This is a genomic window from Clostridium beijerinckii, from assembly GCF_018223745.1.
In the GTDB taxonomy this organism is placed as follows: Bacteria; Bacillota; Clostridia; order Clostridiales; family Clostridiaceae; genus Clostridium; species Clostridium beijerinckii.
The window spans coordinates 446,330-464,727 of record NZ_CP073653.1 but is presented as its reverse complement, the minus strand read 5'-3'; the positions used below and the strand labels follow the sequence as shown (position 1 = coordinate 464,727).

Below are 18,398 nucleotides of genomic sequence, written 5' to 3'. Positions count from 1 at the left end.
AAATGGTCATCTTTTTTTGTTATCTATTGAACTTTTTTCTGGAATACATCTATAAATTCTTTATTGTTGCCAGTTTTAGATAACATATTAATTAAATTCTCTGTAATATCATCTGAGTTTCCATCTCTATACATCTTTTTCCTTATGGAGAATGCTACTTCTAATTCTTCTTTAGATAAAATCAAATCTTCTTTTCTTGTTCCAGACTTATATATATCTATAGCTGGGAAAATTCTTCTCTCTTGTAGACGTCTATCTAAATGAACCTCCATATTACCTGTTCCTTTAAATTCTTCAAATATCATATCATCCATTCTCGACCCTGTTTCAATTAGTGCAGTAGCTAGTATTGTTAAACTTCCGCCCTCTTCAATTTTTCTTGCTGCTCCAAAAAACTTTTTAGGCATTATAAGCGCACCTGGATCAAGACCACCTGATAATGTTCTACCTGTAGGAGTTATTGTCAAATTGTATGCTCTTGATAATCTAGTTATACTATCCATAAGAATAACAACATCTTTACCTTGCTCAACCATTCTCTTAGCTCTTTCTAAGACCATTTGAGCTACCTTTGCATGGTTTTGCGGTTCCTCATCAAAAGTTGAATAAACTACATCTCCATTAATAGACCTCTTCATATCTGTAACTTCTTCTGGTCTTTCATCTATAAGCAAAACAATAAGCTTTACATCAGGATAATTTTTAGATATATTTTGAGCAATCTTTTTTAATAGCGTAGTTTTCCCAGCCTTTGGTGGAGCGACTATAATTCCTCTTTGCCCCTTTCCTATTGGGCATATTATATCCATCAGTCTAGACGATAAATCATTACTATCAGAGGTTTCTAATTTTAATCTTTCTTTTGGATATATTGGTGTTAATGTTTCAAAGGATTTTCTTCCTATAGCTTTTTCCGGATGCTCTCCATTAACTTTTTGAACAAATAATAAAGCTTTAAACTTCTCAGTTTCCTTTGCTTCTCTTACTTTACCTTCAACTTCATCTCCTGTTCTTAAATTAAATCTTCTAATCTGAGATGGAGATACATAAACATCTTCGCTACTAGTTAAATAGTTTTTACATCTTAGGAAACCAAAACTATTATTTTCAAGTATTTCTAAAATTCCATTTGCAACGTTGGATTCATTTATCATTTCTTTTAAATTTTCTTTCTTTTCCACATTCCCAATTTCATTTGTTCTAGATTTTACTTCTGAATCATTGCTTTCTTTATTCGACTCAGTATTATTACTTCTAGGCATAACACTTCTAGTCTCTTCTACATTCTTAGGTGCTATATTTTCTCTTAATATAACACCATTCTTTTCTATAAAGTTACTAGGAACTTTCAATATTTCTTCTATTAGCTCATTCTTTTTATATTTAGATATATTTTTCACACCTAAATCTTTAGCAATATCTTTTAACTTTGTTAAAGTCATGCTTTCATATTCTTTTTTTGTCAAGTTCGCACCTCCAATTTATAGATATGAATCTATAAAATCAATTCTTTTATAATTTTAGTTATATTTTATATCGGAAAATTTAACAGTAAGATAGTTAGAAATGATATATTTGAGAATATTTTAGAATAATACTTGTAAAAATACATTTTCTATTAGTTTGGATATTTATTTAAAATTTAATGCAATATATTAAATTTTATTTTATATAATTCACGATCAATAATTTAAACTATTAAAGTTATTAAAATAAGTTTAATATATAATAAATTATAATACTTATTATATATTAAACTCAATAATAAAACAAATTACTTTGATTTATTTTCTTCTAATGCTGCTTTAATAAATCCTACAAACAACTTATGTGGCTTGTTAGGTCTTGATTTTAACTCTGGGTGGAATTGTACTGCAACATACCATGGATGATCTTCAACTTCAACAATCTCAACTAATCTTTCATCAGGACTTGTTCCTGCAATTTTCATTCCAGCTTCAGTTATTTGTTTTCTGAATTCATTATTAAATTCATATCTATGTCTATGTCTTTCCTTGATAATTTCATTTTTATATACTTCATAAGAGTTAGTATTCTCAGCTAATCTACAAGGATATAATCCTAATCTCATTGTACCACCAAGATTTTCTATATCCTTTTGATCTGGCATAAGATCTATTACTGGATAATTTGTACCTGGGTTTATTTCCGAACTATTTGCATCTTCATACCCTAATACACTTCTTGCATATTCAATTACGGCACATTGCATTCCCAAGCAAATTCCTAGGAAAGGTTTCTTATTTTCTCTCGCCCATTTTATAGCTGCTATTTTACCTTCTATTCCTCTGTCACCAAATCCACCTGGCACTAATATTCCATCAACATCTTTAAGTAATTCTTGAGCATTACTGTTTTCAATATTTTCGGCATTAATCCACTTAATTTCAACATTAGTATTATTAGCATATCCACCATGACTTAATGCTTCAACTACTGATATGTATGCATCGTGTAACTCAACGTATTTACCCACTAATGCTATCTTCACGTTGTTTTTAAGGTTCTTAATCTTTTGTACCATTTGAATCCATTCGGAATTATCAATATCTTTACATCCTAAATGTAATTTTTCACATACAAGATTATCTAAACCTTCTGAATGTAGCATTAATGGAACTTCATATAAATTTTCCGCATCAAGATTTTGAATTACTGATCTTCCGTCTATATTACAGAACAATCCAATTTTAGCCTTAACATCATCTGATAATTCTTTCTCAGTTCTGCATACTATTATATCTGGTTGGATACCTATCATTCTTAATTCTTTTACTGAATGTTGAGTAGGCTTTGTCTTTAATTCTCCTGCTTTTCCCAAGTATGGTACCAAAGTAACATGTATGTAACAAACATTTTCAGCTCCAACTTCACTTTTTATTTGTCTAATAGATTCTAAAAATGGTTGTGATTCTATATCTCCAACAGTCCCACCAATTTCAGTTATTACCACATCAACATCTCTATCTTTTGCTACTTGGTATACTTTATCTTTTATAGCATTAGTTATATGAGGAATTACCTGAACTGTACCTCCAAGGTATTCTCCCCTTCTTTCTTTTTCTATAACAGAACTATATATCTTACCAGTTGTAACATTTGAATTTTGGGTTAAACTTTCATCTATAAATCTTTCATAATGGCCTAAATCTAAATCTGTCTCAGCTCCATCATCTGTAACAAAAACCTCTCCATGCTGATAAGGGCTCATTGTTCCCGGATCCACATTAAGATATGGATCAAATTTTTGAATAGAAATTTTTACCCCTCTATTCTTCAATAATCTCCCAAGAGACGCTGCTGTTATTCCTTTTCCTAGTGCTGATACAACTCCGCCTGTAACAAAAACGTATTTAGTACTCATTTTTATCCTCCCTATGTTAAAATGTTCTTCTAAATTAATATTGACTTTTTCAAAAAGTCATGCTATAATGAAAATCACCCCATAATATAATATGGGGCACTTGTGTTGCTTAATAACATAGGTATTATAATATCACATATCTACTCCAATATCTAGTCTTTTTTTTATAATAAATTGGTCATGCTATTCTTTCCTATATTATCTTCTAATTCAAAGTACTTCTCTCTAAAAAGTCTATTTATTAATAACTTTTCTTCTGCTAGTTTCAAATTGTTACTTATACTCTTAGAAGTTTTTAGATTAAAAACTTCCTTAACTCTCTCAGTATCTAAACAGTGATTATATTTTAATAATAATAATAATATATATTTATTATCTCTATTTTTTAGCAATTCTATAAAATTTTCTTCATCAATTCCGTAATATTTGCATATGTTATTCAATATCTCTATATATTTCAATCCATTTTGCATATATATTCCTCCCTTTGAAATTATATCCCATTTTTTTCTAATTTAATCAACTTATTCCTAAATATCTTTATACAAAGGGAGTATTTAAATAAATATAGAACCTACTTAATTTAATTTCACACCGATAGTTAAGTTTGTCTTCAATGCAGGCTGTCCACCTATTTCTAGTATGTACATTGCGGTTATTGTTCCGCCCTCTTTACTAATATCAATATTAAGTTTTTTAGTATCTATTTGAAGATCCATAACACCGTACGGCGTTTTATATAGAGATATTGTTCTATGATTATTTCTAAATTCCATTTTAGTTTCTGTAGTGCCTTCTCTTATTAAATCAAAAGAATCATTTCTTATTATTATAGTAGTCTTTGTCCCTTCCATCCCTGAAAGCTTTGTTTCCTCATACTCTACCTTAAATCCATCTTCTATTTCATGGAAATCTCCTGGAGTTACTACCCCTACAAGATCCTCTTCATTATCCAATACATAACTATCTACCGTTATAATAGCTTTTTTCTTCATATTCTCCTCCACTTATAATATATTATATTTGAATATTATTTTTGACTTTCAGAAATAAGCTTTAGCTTTATTAAATTCATTTGACAACTATATAAATTTCGTGAATAAAACTTCCAAATATCCTATTAATATTATTTAAATATATCTCGAAATATTTCCACTATTTTAAACTTTATCTTTATATTATTTCCATCTGCCTGCTTATCCCCTACATTTTCAGTTGAATCGTCTTTAGATTCTAATTCAAAACTTTTTCCATTTGACTTTATTTTATTCTCTGTTTTATCATATTCCACTTGTGCCTTTGATTCGTCTACAAAACATAATGGAGGAAACATTACACACCACCAGTTTCTACCTTGTCCACTTCCTATAATTATTCTAAAGGCCTCATAATTTCCTTGAGGTAAAGTGATATTACCATAAGACTTATCAGGAAAATTTTCCCTAGACAATTCAACTTTTACATCATAATCATAATTATTATCCTTAATCACTTGTTGTGCAAGTGTTTTAACATCTTCCATCTTATCTTTTATAATTTTTCTTGATTCATCTAATGATTGTGAAGAATTTAAATAAGGATATAGATAATCTATAACTCTATTCTTAACTTTTAACTTCAATTGTTGATCATCATCATTATCACTATTAGCAATTACATGAAATCTTATTAATGAATCTTTAACCTCGTCGTAATTGAGAACCCTCATATTATTATCATTTTTATTACTTTCTGTTGCAATTAAACTATTTACCAAACTTGTACTATTACCTCTAACAATGCTTGTACATCCAGAAAATATATTTATACTTAATGTTATTAAAACTACCAATACTATTTTTTTTAATTTCAAATATTTTATCATAAACAAACCCCCTTGTAGCTAAAATTATTACCACTTGGAGGTTTTTTATACATTCAATTTGAATTAAATTGTTCTTGTTATAAATACATCTTTATATTTTTTTTTCATTTCATCATAACATAACTGTGCTTTTAGCATATCATCAAAAAGAGCAAAAACAGTTGGTCCACTACCACTCATCATTGTACCTATAGAGCCAATAGATTTCATTTCTTCCTTAATGTTAGCAATAACTCTATGCTTCCTTAAAGTAACATTTTCTAATAAATTTTTCATATTATTTGCTACAAAATAAACATCATCATTATTCATATTTTCTATTAAACTATCTATTTTAGGATGAAATACAACTTTTGATAAATCAAAGCATTTATAAACTTCTTTTGTTGATACACCAAAAGGTGGCTTTACTAAAACTATTATTTTATCTTTAAATGATTTTAATTGGGTAATTTTTTCTCCTATACCTTCGCACAGTGCTGTTCCACCTTTTATGCAATATGGTACATCAGCTCCTAGTTTTAGCCCTATAGATTTCAATTCTTCATCACTTGCATTTACATTAAACATCTTATTCATAAGCTTTAAAACTCCTGCTGCATCGGTACTTCCGCCTGCCAATCCAGCTGAAACAGGTATATTCTTAGTTAACTTTATATCTACTCCCTGACTAATAGAATAAGTTTCCTTAAATATTTTTGCTGCTTTATAAGCTAAATTTCTTTCATCTGTAGGAACATAATGTTTATTACAATTTAACCTTATCTCAGATTCAGTTTTCTCTATTTCTATTATGTCATATAAATCTATAGTTTGCATTATCATTCTTAATATATGATATCCGTCTTCTCTTTTCCCAACAATATCTAAGGCAATATTTATTTTGGCATAAGCCTTAATCTTCATTATTTTATTCCTTTCTTAACATTTTGACAATATTTTATCATAGGTAAAAAATCTTGTCTAATTAATAAATTAAAAAAGGATTAATAATGTCTATTAAACATTCTACTATGAGATCAATTTTAGATAACTTTAAATCTTTTATCAAGAGTTATAATGTATTACTGTACTGTTTATATTCTTCATCGAACGTATCTAGTTGTTTGTTTGGTTCCTCATTTATAAACTCTAAAAGAGAATCTAATTTTTCATAGAATACTACAATCATATCGCCCTTATTACTCATATCTATTGCATATTTTAACGCTTGAACTTCATCTAGACAAATCTTCAAATTTGCATTTTTATTAGTTTTCAATATTGACTTTTCTAATATATCTGCAATCTCTCCAGATTTTCTACCCCTTTTATCCTTATCTTCTTTTATTACTATTTTATCAAAATTATTAGCACATATTTCTCCTATTGCGTATCCTATATCGTCTTTTCTATCTCCTGGTATTCCAATTACCCCAATTAAATCATTATCTCCCTTAATCTTTCTCAATGAAGATATAATCGCTCTATAACCTTCAATATTATGAGCATAATCTAATATAACTCTTCTGTTAAGGTAATTGTACATGTTAAATCTTCCGCTATTATCTTCATTCTTTAACCCAAAGTCCATAAAACCTTTTGAAATCATACAATAATCAACTTCTAAGCCTACAAGCCCTGCACAAGCTGCCATTGCATTTTCTATATTATATTCTAATGTTCCATTATATGATATTGGTAACTCTCTAGTAGCTACAATTTCATACTTCTTCTTATTATTAATTACGCAAATTTTATCATCTTCAACAAATACAGCTATTTTGCCATTAGCTATATTTTCTTGTATCAACGGATTTTCTTTATCTTTTGCAAAATAAATTTTTTCTGCTGTGAATCTATTTATTACAGTTTTGCTATATTTATCATCAGCATTTACAACAACAAAACCATCATCTTTTACTGCTTCTCCTACTAAAGCTTTTGTAAAGCTCAACTCTTCAATAGAATTAATTCCATCCAAGCCCAGATGATCATTGGTTATATTTGTGATTATTGCTACATCTGCCAACTCATATGCTAGCCCTCTTTTAACCAATCCTCCTCTAGCAGTTTCTAAAACAGCTACATCTACATCTTTATTCATCAGTATTGATCTTGCGCTATTAAATCCAGAATCATCTCCCTTATGTATACACTTTTCATTCAAATATACACCATCAGTCGATGTCATGCCTACATTGCTTCCCATCTTTCTTAGCACATGACTTATTAACCTTGTAGTAGTTGTCTTTCCATTAGTGCCTGTAATAGATATTACAGGTATATTTTTAGGTTCTTCATCATAAAGCGTTTCAAGTATTGCTTTTCCCACATTACGCCTTTTACCTTTTGAAGGGAAATGGTGCATTCTTATACCTGGTGCGGCATTTATCTCTAAAACTACTCCATTATTATCCTTAAGCGGAACACTAATATCTTTTGCACAAATATCAACTCCACAAATATCTAACCCTAAAGTTTTAGCTGCATTTATGCAACTTTCTATATTTTCCTCACAGATTTCATCAGTGCAATCTATTGCTATTCCACCAGTAGAAAGATTTGCATTCTCTCTTAATAATATTTTTTCACCCTCTTCAGGGATATAGTTCAGTTCCAATCCTCTTTTAGAAAGGCATGATATTAACTCAGCATCAATTTTTATTTTGGTTAATGCTTTTTCATGATCCTCTCCTCTTAATGGATCCTTATTAAGAACCTCTATTAACATCCTTAAACTATCTTTTCCATTTCCAATAACATATGGAGCAATTCTCAATGATACAGCTACCACCTTGTAATTTACAACACAAACTCTGTAGTCGCTTCCTTCAAAGTATTTTTCCAAAATTATATCCTTTTGATTTTTTCTTAAGTTAATATATGCATCAACCAATTGTTTTTGATCTTTTATATTCAGTATTACTCCTTGACCCTTGTTTCCGCATTGTGGCTTTAAAACCACTGGATATCCAATTCGTTCTGCTTCTTGTAATAATCCAATTAAATTAAGCACTTTACTTCCGTCTGCTACAGGAATATTTTGAGTTTGAAGCAACTGTTTTGTTAAGAGTTTATCACAAGATATATCAACTCCTACACAACTAGTCTTGTTTCCTATAGAAGCTTCTATAATTCTACCCGCTTTTCCATATCCTATTTGATATATGGTACTGTCCCCTAGTTGCATAACAGGAAGTTTATATTCCCTTGCAGCATCACATATTGCTTTTGTAGTCGCACCCATTTGCTCATTTTGCAATATATTTTGTATAATTTTCATTCTTCCATCGAAATTTATTGGATTTTGCGCTATCAAAGAATTCATTAAATCTATGGCTAAATTAGCCACCTCAAGTATTGTATTTTTATATTCATATTGTACGATAATATAATACATATCGCCTTTAATTTCTCTTGCCTTTCCATAAGCAACATCTATTCCTAAATTATTTTGCATCGCTATCATAGTGTGTTCACAAATATGCGCTAGGTAAGTTCCTTCTTTTAGTCTTTTAACAAAACCACCTTCTTCATCAATTCCGCATCTATGATTTTTTAATTCAGGAATTATGTTTACAAGATTAAAATTAAAATTCGGTATGTCCTTACTTGCTATTTCAGAATATCCTTCCAAATCCATATCTATTCTTATACACTTTTTATGAGAATAAATATTTTGGCCTTCATATATTCTCTTTTGTATTATCTTCATGATTAAACTTTTCCTCCTCAAAAGGTGACTTTTTTATAAGATCAAATTTATTTCCATCAGTTAATACATGCAACTTAACATTATGCATACTCAAAATATCATCTGCATATAATTCTGAAACATTAGTATATGTAATTGCACTACCATCAATAAAGTAAACTGCTCCTTCACCTATTACCTCTATCATTCCAGATTGGTTTACTACTATTCCTGTATTCTCATCTATTCCTATTCCTAAAACCTCAGGGTTTTGTGCAATTCCTGTTAATAATCTCCCTATTCTTCCTCTTTGAGCAAAATGTTGGTCAATTATAACATCCTTAATCAACCCAAGGCCTGGAGACATTTTTAATGTGCATTTTCTAGGATCATCATCATCTTCCCCTTGAACTATCATTGTGTCACTCATTACGGATGCTCCTGCTGAAGTACCTACTATAAATGCACCATTCTTCCAAGCTTCTTCTAATGCATCATAAACCGGAGTTCCGCCAATTAAACTTGTTATTTTTAATTGATCTCCACCGGTAAAAAATATTAATGAAGAATCTCTGATTAGCTCTACATTCATATCATCAGATGCTTCTGTTCTCTCACTTATATCTAATACCTTTATATTTTTTACTTCAAGTTCTCCAAATACCTCTTTATATTTATTTGCGGCCTCTTTAGGATAATCAGTTGCAATAGTTGCAATTAATAAAGTATCTTTACTTTTGTCAATTGAATCACATACTCTTTTTAAAATTTCTTTTTTGCCTTCTTTATCTTCGGCTCCTCCAATGATTATTAAATTACCACTTAAAACTTTTTTCAAATTTTCTCACCTCATATCATGCATTACATATTCTATCCACCAGATTAAATAATTATTCAAGAAATTTGGCTGCTGCAAATGCCAAACCACGTTTCCTATAAGAATAATTTCTCTAGTTTTTACTTCCTTAAGTTCGAAGTAATTAGCAACTATAAAACAAAACTTAGTTTGTGTATTTTTCATTTTATTATGTAAATATTTTTTCTTCATATCCAAAAACTTTTTCTATTTTTAGATCTTAATAATATTGCTTCATAAAAAAAGAGATACTCCAGAATTCATCTAATGAAATTCTTAAAGTATCTCTTTTTTTATGAATTTAATTAATTTTAGAATATTGCCCTTCCTGGTATTATCAATTTTTGTCCTTCTTCAATATGTTCTGGATCTTCAATCTTATTTATTTTAATTAAATCGTCAACTGTTGTATTATATTTTTTTGCTAAGTTCCAGAAAGTATCCCCTTTACTAATTACATATATAGTAATACTAGCTTTCTTTTCTGGAATATCGCCCTCTTCTTCAACCACATCTGAAACAAATTCTTTATTCATTTCATACAATACTCTGCCAGATAGTATCACAGTAGCTTTAATAGCTATATTATTTCCTTCTATAGCTGCTTCAATATTTTCTAAATTATTTTTAATTATAGATTTCATATTTTCATCTGCGCCTGCTATATCAATTGCAGCTGAGAATGGTATCTCTGCTTTAACACTTGATAGGTATTTCTCCTCATCAGTTGTCTTATACAATATACTTGCTTTTATAATTCCCTCTACAATAACTCTGTCTTTTACAACTTGTTTATCTGTTAATATTATAGCCCCATTAGCAGATATTATATGTTCAGGTCTCAAATCATTATCTTTCAATTGAATATTATACTTAACAATTGCTTCAGAATTATTCATTCCATGAAGAATTCCAACTTCATGTTCATCTTTTTTGAGACTAAGCAAACAATTGGTAGAATATGCATCTTTAATAGTATCTATGTTTTCTTTTGAAAATATCTTAACATTTGCTCTAACTACAAGCTCATCGTTTATAATTCTTATTTCGCCTAAATCATCTTCTTCCAACATTAAATCATTATTTGATATTTCATAGGAAACAGTTGGAATCATATCTGATGTTATACCATTAATTTCTTCCTCTTTTGATAAATAAATATCATCTTCTAATGGAATTATTTCCTTAGAATCTTCTCCTTTGTATAGTATATTTAATTTGCAGTAACAGCCAAGATAAACTTTATCTTCTGTTATTTTTATTTCCTTTTTATGAAGTAGTAAGGAACACTTTAATATTTTGCTGATTTGTGGTTTATCCATACCAACTCTAATCATAGATTTGCCTACTAATTCAACATCCTCTGTTGCATTGATTTTATTAATTGTCTCTGTTTTTTTCAATACTTCTACTTGATCATTGCCCTCAATATCTTTTACAAATTCAAATTCATTGCTCTTGTAAAGTTCCCAATCTACAGTAACTATACCCTGAATAGATATTTTCCTCTCATTCATTATGTTTGCTTCAATATGTTCAATATTACACTCTGCCTCGCAAATTACTCTATTTTCCCCTTGATTTAAGTCAATATTATTTGTAAAGTTCTGATTATAATTCACCGAATTTACTGCGAGTCCCTCTTCTTTAGCTAAATATATTACTGTGTACTCAACCTTTCCTTCTATAACTACTTTATCTCCAATTATTTCTTTATTAGTTACCATTGGTCTAGCTTCAACAGTTAATATCTCTTGTACATCAGGATGGGTATCAGGGATTAAGTATTCATCTTTTAATACCGAATTCGTATTATTTTCCCTAAGCAATTGTTCAAACTGTACATTTTCTTTTACAATATCTATATCTGCCATATTTTATACCTCCATAAAATTCCTACTATTCATTTATATACATATGAGTAGAAATTTATGATAAATATATTTTTATTTTATTCTAACAAATTAAGTAAACCTTTTATTTAATTTACTTAACAATATTTTTTTAAATTTTTTTGCGTTTTTTATTGACATATACTATTTTTTGTCGTAATATAGTAATTGGTTATTGACCATATAACCTCTCATAAATTCTCAATACCCTTTTATACCATAGTTGAAAGATGGAAACCCACCATCTTTCTTTTTTTATAAAATTATTTAGTTAATCTAAATCCTATTATCATTTTAATCATAAAATGATATTCTATTTATGGCTTTCTACGTATAAAAACACTTCTCACAATTTCTAATTCATTAATTATTTTAAATAAATATGAATATTAAAAACTCACTTAAAAATAAAACAAAAAGAAAAAACTCCGAATTAATCGAAGCTTATATTCTAGTTGGAAATACCAATTGTACAGTCTTTGTTAATACATCTGAATAACTATAAGTCACGGTCCTTTGGGTGTCATTTTTTAATCTTATAACAAAAATACTTGGGTATACACTTTCAATTATACCATCATTAACTAAAATCTTTTTCCTTCCACCATTAGCTTTTAGAGTCACTTTCTGACCGACGTGTCTCTCTATATCGTTTTTAATGGAAGCAATAGTTTTAACTTTTTCCATGTAAACACCCTCTTTCATACTAATTATATAACAAAATCATAAATTAGTCAAGTAAAATAAATATTTTATCATTTATAGCACCATATTGTCAATGTAAACATTTTTCCAATTATATATGTTTTCAAGCTATTTTATTATATTATCTGCTTTTTCTTAATTATTATTCCCCTTATCATTAAATTTAATTCTATAACATTTCATAATCTATAAATAACCTTAATTTTATTTTTAAATTGATTCCATGTTCATACTTAGATAAGTATATAATTTAAAATCAGATATTATATTAAAAATCTTTCTTAGCTCAATGTTATATCTATAAACTATTCCCCCTTCAATTATTCTATACTCTTATCCTATTAACATAATTTCGAGTATTTCCAATGTTATATATTGACCAATACTACTTACAGTAATATTGGTCAATATTTTATTCCTTACTATATTTTTTAAGAAAATCTTAGTAGACATTTTATATAAAGCTGGAATTCCCTCCCCGTTCAGAATTTATTCTCAACAATACCAAATGACATTTTTTAATCATATAAAAATATTTTTTACTATAAAATACTCCTTTAATCACACGTACATTAAAGGAGTATTTATATTTATTCTCTATTTTTCATTAATTAATTTTTCAATTTGATCAGCAATTTTCTCTGGTTCATATGTTGGTGCAAATCTAGCTATTACTTTTCCCTCTTTTGATAGAAGGAATTTTGTAAAATTCCACTTAATATCATCTCCACTTGTATTAAAGCCTTTTTCTGATAAAAGATTATACAATCCCTTTGATGCATCATCTTCGCTTGCAATAGGAGCCTCTTTCTTTAAAAAAACATATAATGGATCACTATTCTCTCCATTTACATCAATCTTTGCAAATGTTTTAAAAGTTGTTCCGTATGTTAATTTACAAAAATTTGATATCTCTTCATTAGTCCCCGGCGCTTGCTCAAAGAATTGATTTGATGGAAAATCTAATATTTCAAATCCACTGTCTTTATATTTATCATAAAGCTTTTGAAGCCCTTCGTATTGTGGAGTAAACCCACATCCTGTAGCTGTATTAACAATTAGTAATACCTTTCCCTTGTATGTCTCCATAGAAACCGAATTTCCATTTATATCTTTTACTAAATAATCATATATCATTTTGCTTCTCTCCTTATCATCTTTAATATGAACTTAAGTGAATAAACTTATGTTTTCATAAATTATATTTTATAAAATTAAATTTGTTTAAACCATTATATATTCTATTATTATTTTTGTCAAATAGAAATATTATATTTATTAATTATAGTTAAAAACTTCAATACTCTTACTAATTACTTTGATGCATTGAAGTTTTTAATAATTTATTTTATGCAATTCCTATCTAAATTATTTATTAAATATAAGGAGATTTAGGATATCCTTCTCTATACTTTCCCCTGGTCTGCAATCCTCCAACTCCCTTTATTCCTGTTATCGTATTTTCAATAACATCAGTTATTGAGACTACCTTATCAATTCTTGTATAAGCAATCTTCTCACATACAAAAACAGGGTCCAGGCAGTGTATTAATACTCGATTTGGACTCGAGGCAAAATTAGCACCTACGTCTAATATTCTTTCATAGCAACTTTGACAAGCCCCTGCAAATATTACTAATTCATCATAACTTGAATTATAATTTCTTAAGTTTTTGACTGATTCTAAATAATATCTTGAATTTCTATAATTATCTAAATTCAAATAATCCCTTGGTTCTCGTAAAACACTATCGTGTCCAGTTAAAACTACTATGTCCGGTTTTATTTCTTTAACTAAGTCTACTATTACCTCTGGTTGATCTTTTTCCGCTATAGCTCTCCCCACTGCATCTAAAGATAATTGCTTATATACCTTTAAACAAGTCTCCATGTACTCACTATCCCCATCTACATGGAGAATCTTTCCTGGTCTTCCAAACATCAATTCATTCTTCGTCTTTATCTTAGGAGATTTTTCAACTTTATCCCTAAGATCACCTCGTAGTATCATAGCTTTCTTTATGGCCTCATTAACTCTTGTATTTAATATTTTATCTTGAGATCCAGTGTCCTCTTCTGCCATTTCAAGATCATCCAAACTTGCATCTGCTATTATTCTTATATTAATTCCTTTTAGAATTATATTATACTTTCCGCCACTATCTTTAATATCAATTATTTTAAAAGTAATATCTTTATTATAAGATTTTCTAACAACTATATCTCCTATTTCCATTACTTTCTCCTAATACATTCTTTCACATTATAATATGGTAAAGATTATTAAAGGTTTCTAAATTAATATAAGAATGATTTTATTCTATCTAGGCAAGAACAAAATAAATGAACTATCGAAATAATTTTTTAATTATTTCGGTAGTTCATATTATTATGTTTATTATATCTTATATTCATTCTTGAATTTTTCTAAAAATTCTAGGTATTTCTCTTGCTCATGTATTATTGATTCTAACTTACCTGCAAATGTATTTTGCCCCCAATTAACTTCATTATAATAATATCTATTTGCAAGCCTCCAATATCTTTGTGGGAATTGAAGATATGCATATAATACCTTATATTCCTCTGGTTTTAATTTTGATACTGAATCATAGGATTCTATAATAGCTGTCGCAAATTCTAAATTCCACTCAACTCTCTTTAGCACCTTTATCATAAAATTGCTTATATCAAAAGTTCTAACTTCTCTTTTACAGTAATCAAAATCTATAACATGTACATCCATACTATCGCTTAAAATTATATTATGATAAGTAAAATCATGATGGCAAAAACTTTTTTCATTCTCAGCAATTGCACATAACTCATAGTAATCTGACTCATTTAAAGTCACTAAGGATTTCTTTCCAATCTCTTTATAAAACTCCATAGATTTTAAATAAAGCATGTCAAAATCACTTTTTATACTTTTTTTCCTTACCATATCTCTCATTTTATCTAAAGATTTAATTCTTTTTTCTATTAAATGAGGCCATCTGCCAAGATCACTTTTGAGCTTAGAATTCTCAGGTGGATCATAGCCCTTAGATGCTTCATGGAGATTAGCTAAAGTCTTTGCTGCTATTTTTACTTCATCTATGTTATGGAAGTCACATTCCCTTCCTTCTAACCATTCAGACAAAGTATATAAGTCTTCATTAACCAATGCATAAGGCTCTCCATTTATGTTTAAATAGTATTTATCTAAATTATTAAAACCATTTTTTCTTAAGTGCTCTTTAGCACCATACACGAACAACAACTTTTGGGGTCCATAATTTATTTTTTTCAAACATCTCTCGCCTTTATCTGTTTTAAGATAGTATACGCCTTTATTTGCCTTTATTTTTTCTATCTTTATATTGAATTGTCTTTCAATTTCAAATTCCCTCATCATACTTCTCACCTCCTGTATATTTATATGAGGATATCATTTCTTTTATTAACATTTTTTATATTCTTTTAATATAATACATTAAGACAAATGCTATGAAAGGGTTTAATAATGAAAATAGGAATAGATGGTAGAGCTGCAAAGTGGTATCGAGGCACGGGTATAGGTACCTATACTTATCAGTTAATATCTAGCCTCAACAATGTTGATAGTAACAATAACTATTTAATTTTCACACCACAATGTGACTTTATAAGCGATTTAAAGAATAATTTTAAAACAGAACTTATTGAATCAATACCTTCTAATAGTTTTTGGGATGATATAAATGTTCCCAATATATTAAATAATGCAGACATAGAGCTTTACCATGTCCCACAAAACGGGGTTGGTCTATCAGAAAATGTTGAATGCAAAAAAGTTATTACTCTACATGATATAATTCCTTTAAGAATGCCTGAAACTGTTAGTGATAGATATTTAAAAATATTTAATAATGAACTGCCTAAAATTTTAGATAATTGTGATGGAATAATTACTGTATCTAATTACTCTAAGGATGATATTGCTAAGGAATTTAACTTTCCTGCTGAAAAGATTTATGTTACCCCATTAGCTGCTGAAGATATTTACAGACCTATGAGTAAATGTAAATCTAAAGACTTTATTACCGAGAAATATGGGATAAAGGAAGACTTCGTACTTTACGTTGGAGGATTTAGTCCAAGAAAGAATATTATAGGACTAATAGAAGCTTATTCTAAACTCCCAAATAAATTAAAAGAAAGTTTCAAACTAGTTATAATTGGTCGTAAGGGTCCTTCTTATACTAAATACAAAAATAGAGCTGATGATCTAAATATATCTAACAACGTTATTTTTACTGATTTTATTCCCATTGAGGATATGCCATTATTCTACAATGCTGCTGAGGTCCTTGTATACCCTTCTTTTTATGAAGGATTTGGACTTCCTCCTATAGAGGCTATGGCATGTGGTACTCCTGTAATAGCTTCTAATGTTACGTCATTACCTGAAGTATGTCATGAATCAGCGCTTTTTATAGATCCTAATGATATTGATTCACTATCTTATGACATAGAAAGAGTTTTAAGTAATAGCCTATTAAGGTTAACAATGGTCAAAAAAAGCCTAACACGAAGTAAAAACTTTTCTTGGAATAAAACAGCCCTAGATACAATATCCGCCTATGAAGCTATAATAAATTCATAGAATAATACACTAACTATATAAAATAAAATTTATATTTTTTATATAACTAGTAAAATTCCTTCATAGTTTTTGTAATTAGCTACCTTATAAGTAATTTATATTACAACAGTTTCAATTAAACATTAAATATCTGTATAAAGGCAAGAAAATCATAAGAGATTTTCTTGCCTTTATAAATTCTCAATATTTCTTAACTAATAAGAAACCAATATTCCATTTTCAAAATAAAATATTGGCTTAATCATTATTATAAATAGGTGAATTATAAGTTAGATTTATATTATTCTTTACATTCAAATAAATTAATCTTATATTTAAATTACTTCTTTACTTCAGAACCTATGAAAAATTTATTTTCTAAAACCTTTAAAAATTCATATCTAAAATCCTCATTGCTAAACTTTCCTTCAAATCTGCTTAAATATACTTCATATTCCCAATTCTTTCTCTTATGATAATAATCTCTTGATATTGTATAAAAATCTTTAGGGAACTTTATAAGTATATACAAGAGTTCTTTTTCTTCTTTTTTTAAAATGGACACATTCTCATATCCATTAATACAAGTTGACATCTTATCCACATCGAATGCGGCATTCTTTATACACTTTAAAATAAAATTCCATATATCCATTACTCTTAAATCTATAGTCATAAAATCAAAATCTATTATATTTATTTCATTATTTTTGGTTAAGAAATTATGATAAGCTAAATCATTATGACACAAACGAATAGTATCTCCATCCTGCCTTAGGTTATCATATGAGCTTTTTTCAAGGTCATTTTGAACCTCTTTAATTTCATTTAAATACTTATCTACATTGTTTACAAATAATTTATCAAATTCATTTTTATATTTGTACGTATCTACTAAGCTCTTCATCCAAATTAAATCATCATATGCTTCTTTAATTTTATCTTTCAAAGATATATCTAGAAAATCTTTTTTGTATTTATCCTTCAAATATTCTCTTAATCCTTTTGAAGCTTTATGCATTAAAGCTATATTTTCTGCACAAAGATCAATTTCTACTGGATTAGAAAATGATGCTTCTCTTCCATTCAATATATCCATAACAATATAAATTTGTCCATTCCACTCTTTATAACATGAATCATCTTTGAACCTTTTATATGTTATTACATGTTCATAACTCTTTTTTACATAGTCTAAAGAATCACTTATTAAATTGACTCTATCTACATCATAATTTACTCTTTTCAATATTTTATTTCCTTCATCTGTATATACCAAAAATACTTTTCTAAGTGGAACAATGTCGTTTACTTTTATTCCTAGTTCTTCGAAGAACTTTAGGCTCAAATCATAATCGCATAAATAATTTTTTTCTGAATACTTAGTTCTATTCATATTCTTCCTCCTAACAAC

At 28.3% G+C, this 18,398-nt stretch carries 16 protein-coding genes; 1 reads left to right on the top strand and 15 read right to left on the bottom strand.

From position 1 onward, the window contains the following. Nucleotides 1-23: 23 nt before the first annotated feature. From rho to KEC93_RS02200, 14 genes are all read right to left on the bottom strand, one after another. Nucleotides 24-1,466, bottom strand: a complete 1,443-nt coding sequence (gene rho, locus KEC93_RS02265) for a transcription termination factor Rho (protein ID WP_039772945.1) — start codon at nucleotides 1,464-1,466, stop codon at nucleotides 24-26. A 308-nt stretch (nucleotides 1,467-1,774) separates the two neighbouring features. Then, complete coding sequence (locus tag KEC93_RS02260) at nucleotides 1,775-3,385, bottom strand: CTP synthase (RefSeq protein WP_039773938.1); 1,611 nt, start codon at nucleotides 3,383-3,385, stop codon at nucleotides 1,775-1,777. Nucleotides 3,386-3,549: 164 nt separating this feature from the next. After that, nucleotides 3,550-3,858: a hypothetical protein gene (locus KEC93_RS02255; protein ID WP_023974841.1), complete on the bottom strand. Its 309-nt coding sequence runs from the start codon at nucleotides 3,856-3,858 to the stop codon at nucleotides 3,550-3,552. Between the two features lie 105 nt (nucleotides 3,859-3,963). Further along, nucleotides 3,964-4,380, bottom strand: a complete 417-nt coding sequence (locus KEC93_RS02250; RefSeq protein ID WP_011967745.1) for a YwiB family protein — start codon at nucleotides 4,378-4,380, stop codon at nucleotides 3,964-3,966. Nucleotides 4,381-4,511: 131 nt separating this feature from the next. Beyond that, entirely contained in the window at nucleotides 4,512-5,249 is a 738-nt protein-coding gene (gene spoIIR / locus KEC93_RS02245; RefSeq protein ID WP_011967744.1) for a stage II sporulation protein R, read from the bottom strand. Nucleotides 5,250-5,312: 63 nt separating this feature from the next. Further along, nucleotides 5,313-6,155 (bottom strand): 4-(cytidine 5'-diphospho)-2-C-methyl-D-erythritol kinase, encoded by an 843-nt coding sequence (gene ispE, locus KEC93_RS02240; RefSeq protein WP_023974839.1) that lies wholly within the window; start codon nucleotides 6,153-6,155, stop codon nucleotides 5,313-5,315. A gap of 148 nt (nucleotides 6,156-6,303) precedes the next feature. After that, a complete protein-coding gene (gene cphA, locus KEC93_RS02235; protein ID WP_039771792.1) occupies nucleotides 6,304-8,946 on the bottom strand; it encodes a cyanophycin synthetase in 2,643 nt (880 codons plus the stop codon). Next, on the bottom strand, nucleotides 8,918-9,763 hold the full coding sequence (locus tag KEC93_RS02230) for a cyanophycinase (protein WP_011967741.1): 846 nt from the start codon (nucleotides 9,761-9,763) through the stop codon (nucleotides 8,918-8,920). The genes cphA and KEC93_RS02230 overlap by 29 nt, the downstream gene beginning before the upstream one ends. A 6-nt stretch (nucleotides 9,764-9,769) precedes the next feature. Next, a complete protein-coding gene (locus KEC93_RS02225; RefSeq protein WP_155715372.1) occupies nucleotides 9,770-9,946 on the bottom strand; it encodes a hypothetical protein in 177 nt (58 codons plus the stop codon). Nucleotides 9,947-10,092: 146 nt separating this feature from the next. Beyond that, the gene (locus KEC93_RS02220) at nucleotides 10,093-11,655 is read right to left on the bottom strand and encodes a DUF3794 and LysM peptidoglycan-binding domain-containing protein (RefSeq protein WP_039771790.1); all 1,563 of its coding nucleotides are present in this window, start codon (nucleotides 11,653-11,655) and stop codon (nucleotides 10,093-10,095) included. A 462-nt stretch (nucleotides 11,656-12,117) separates the two neighbouring features. Then, entirely contained in the window at nucleotides 12,118-12,360 is a 243-nt protein-coding gene (locus KEC93_RS02215) for a Veg family protein (protein WP_011967739.1), read from the bottom strand. A 615-nt stretch (nucleotides 12,361-12,975) separates the two neighbouring features. Continuing rightward, nucleotides 12,976-13,515 carry a glutathione peroxidase gene (locus KEC93_RS02210; RefSeq protein WP_077869019.1) on the bottom strand — a complete coding sequence of 180 codons (540 nt, stop codon included), beginning with the start codon at nucleotides 13,513-13,515 and terminating at the stop codon, nucleotides 12,976-12,978. A gap of 238 nt (nucleotides 13,516-13,753) precedes the next feature. Further along, a complete protein-coding gene (yabG, locus tag KEC93_RS02205) occupies nucleotides 13,754-14,614 on the bottom strand; it encodes a sporulation peptidase YabG (protein WP_011967737.1) in 861 nt (286 codons plus the stop codon). A 162-nt stretch (nucleotides 14,615-14,776) separates the two neighbouring features. Beyond that, entirely contained in the window at nucleotides 14,777-15,775 is a 999-nt protein-coding gene (locus tag KEC93_RS02200; protein ID WP_011967736.1) for a CotS family spore coat protein, read from the bottom strand. 108 nt (nucleotides 15,776-15,883) lie between these two features. On the opposite strand from KEC93_RS02200, the gene KEC93_RS02195 reads away from it, so the two are divergent. After that, a complete protein-coding gene (locus tag KEC93_RS02195; protein ID WP_077869020.1) occupies nucleotides 15,884-17,005 on the top strand; it encodes a glycosyltransferase family 4 protein in 1,122 nt (373 codons plus the stop codon). A 319-nt stretch (nucleotides 17,006-17,324) separates the two neighbouring features. Here KEC93_RS02195 and KEC93_RS02190 read toward each other — a convergent pair whose 3' ends face one another. Beyond that, a complete protein-coding gene (locus tag KEC93_RS02190) occupies nucleotides 17,325-18,380 on the bottom strand; it encodes a CotS family spore coat protein (RefSeq protein ID WP_077869021.1) in 1,056 nt (351 codons plus the stop codon). Nucleotides 18,381-18,398 lie beyond the last annotated feature (18 nt).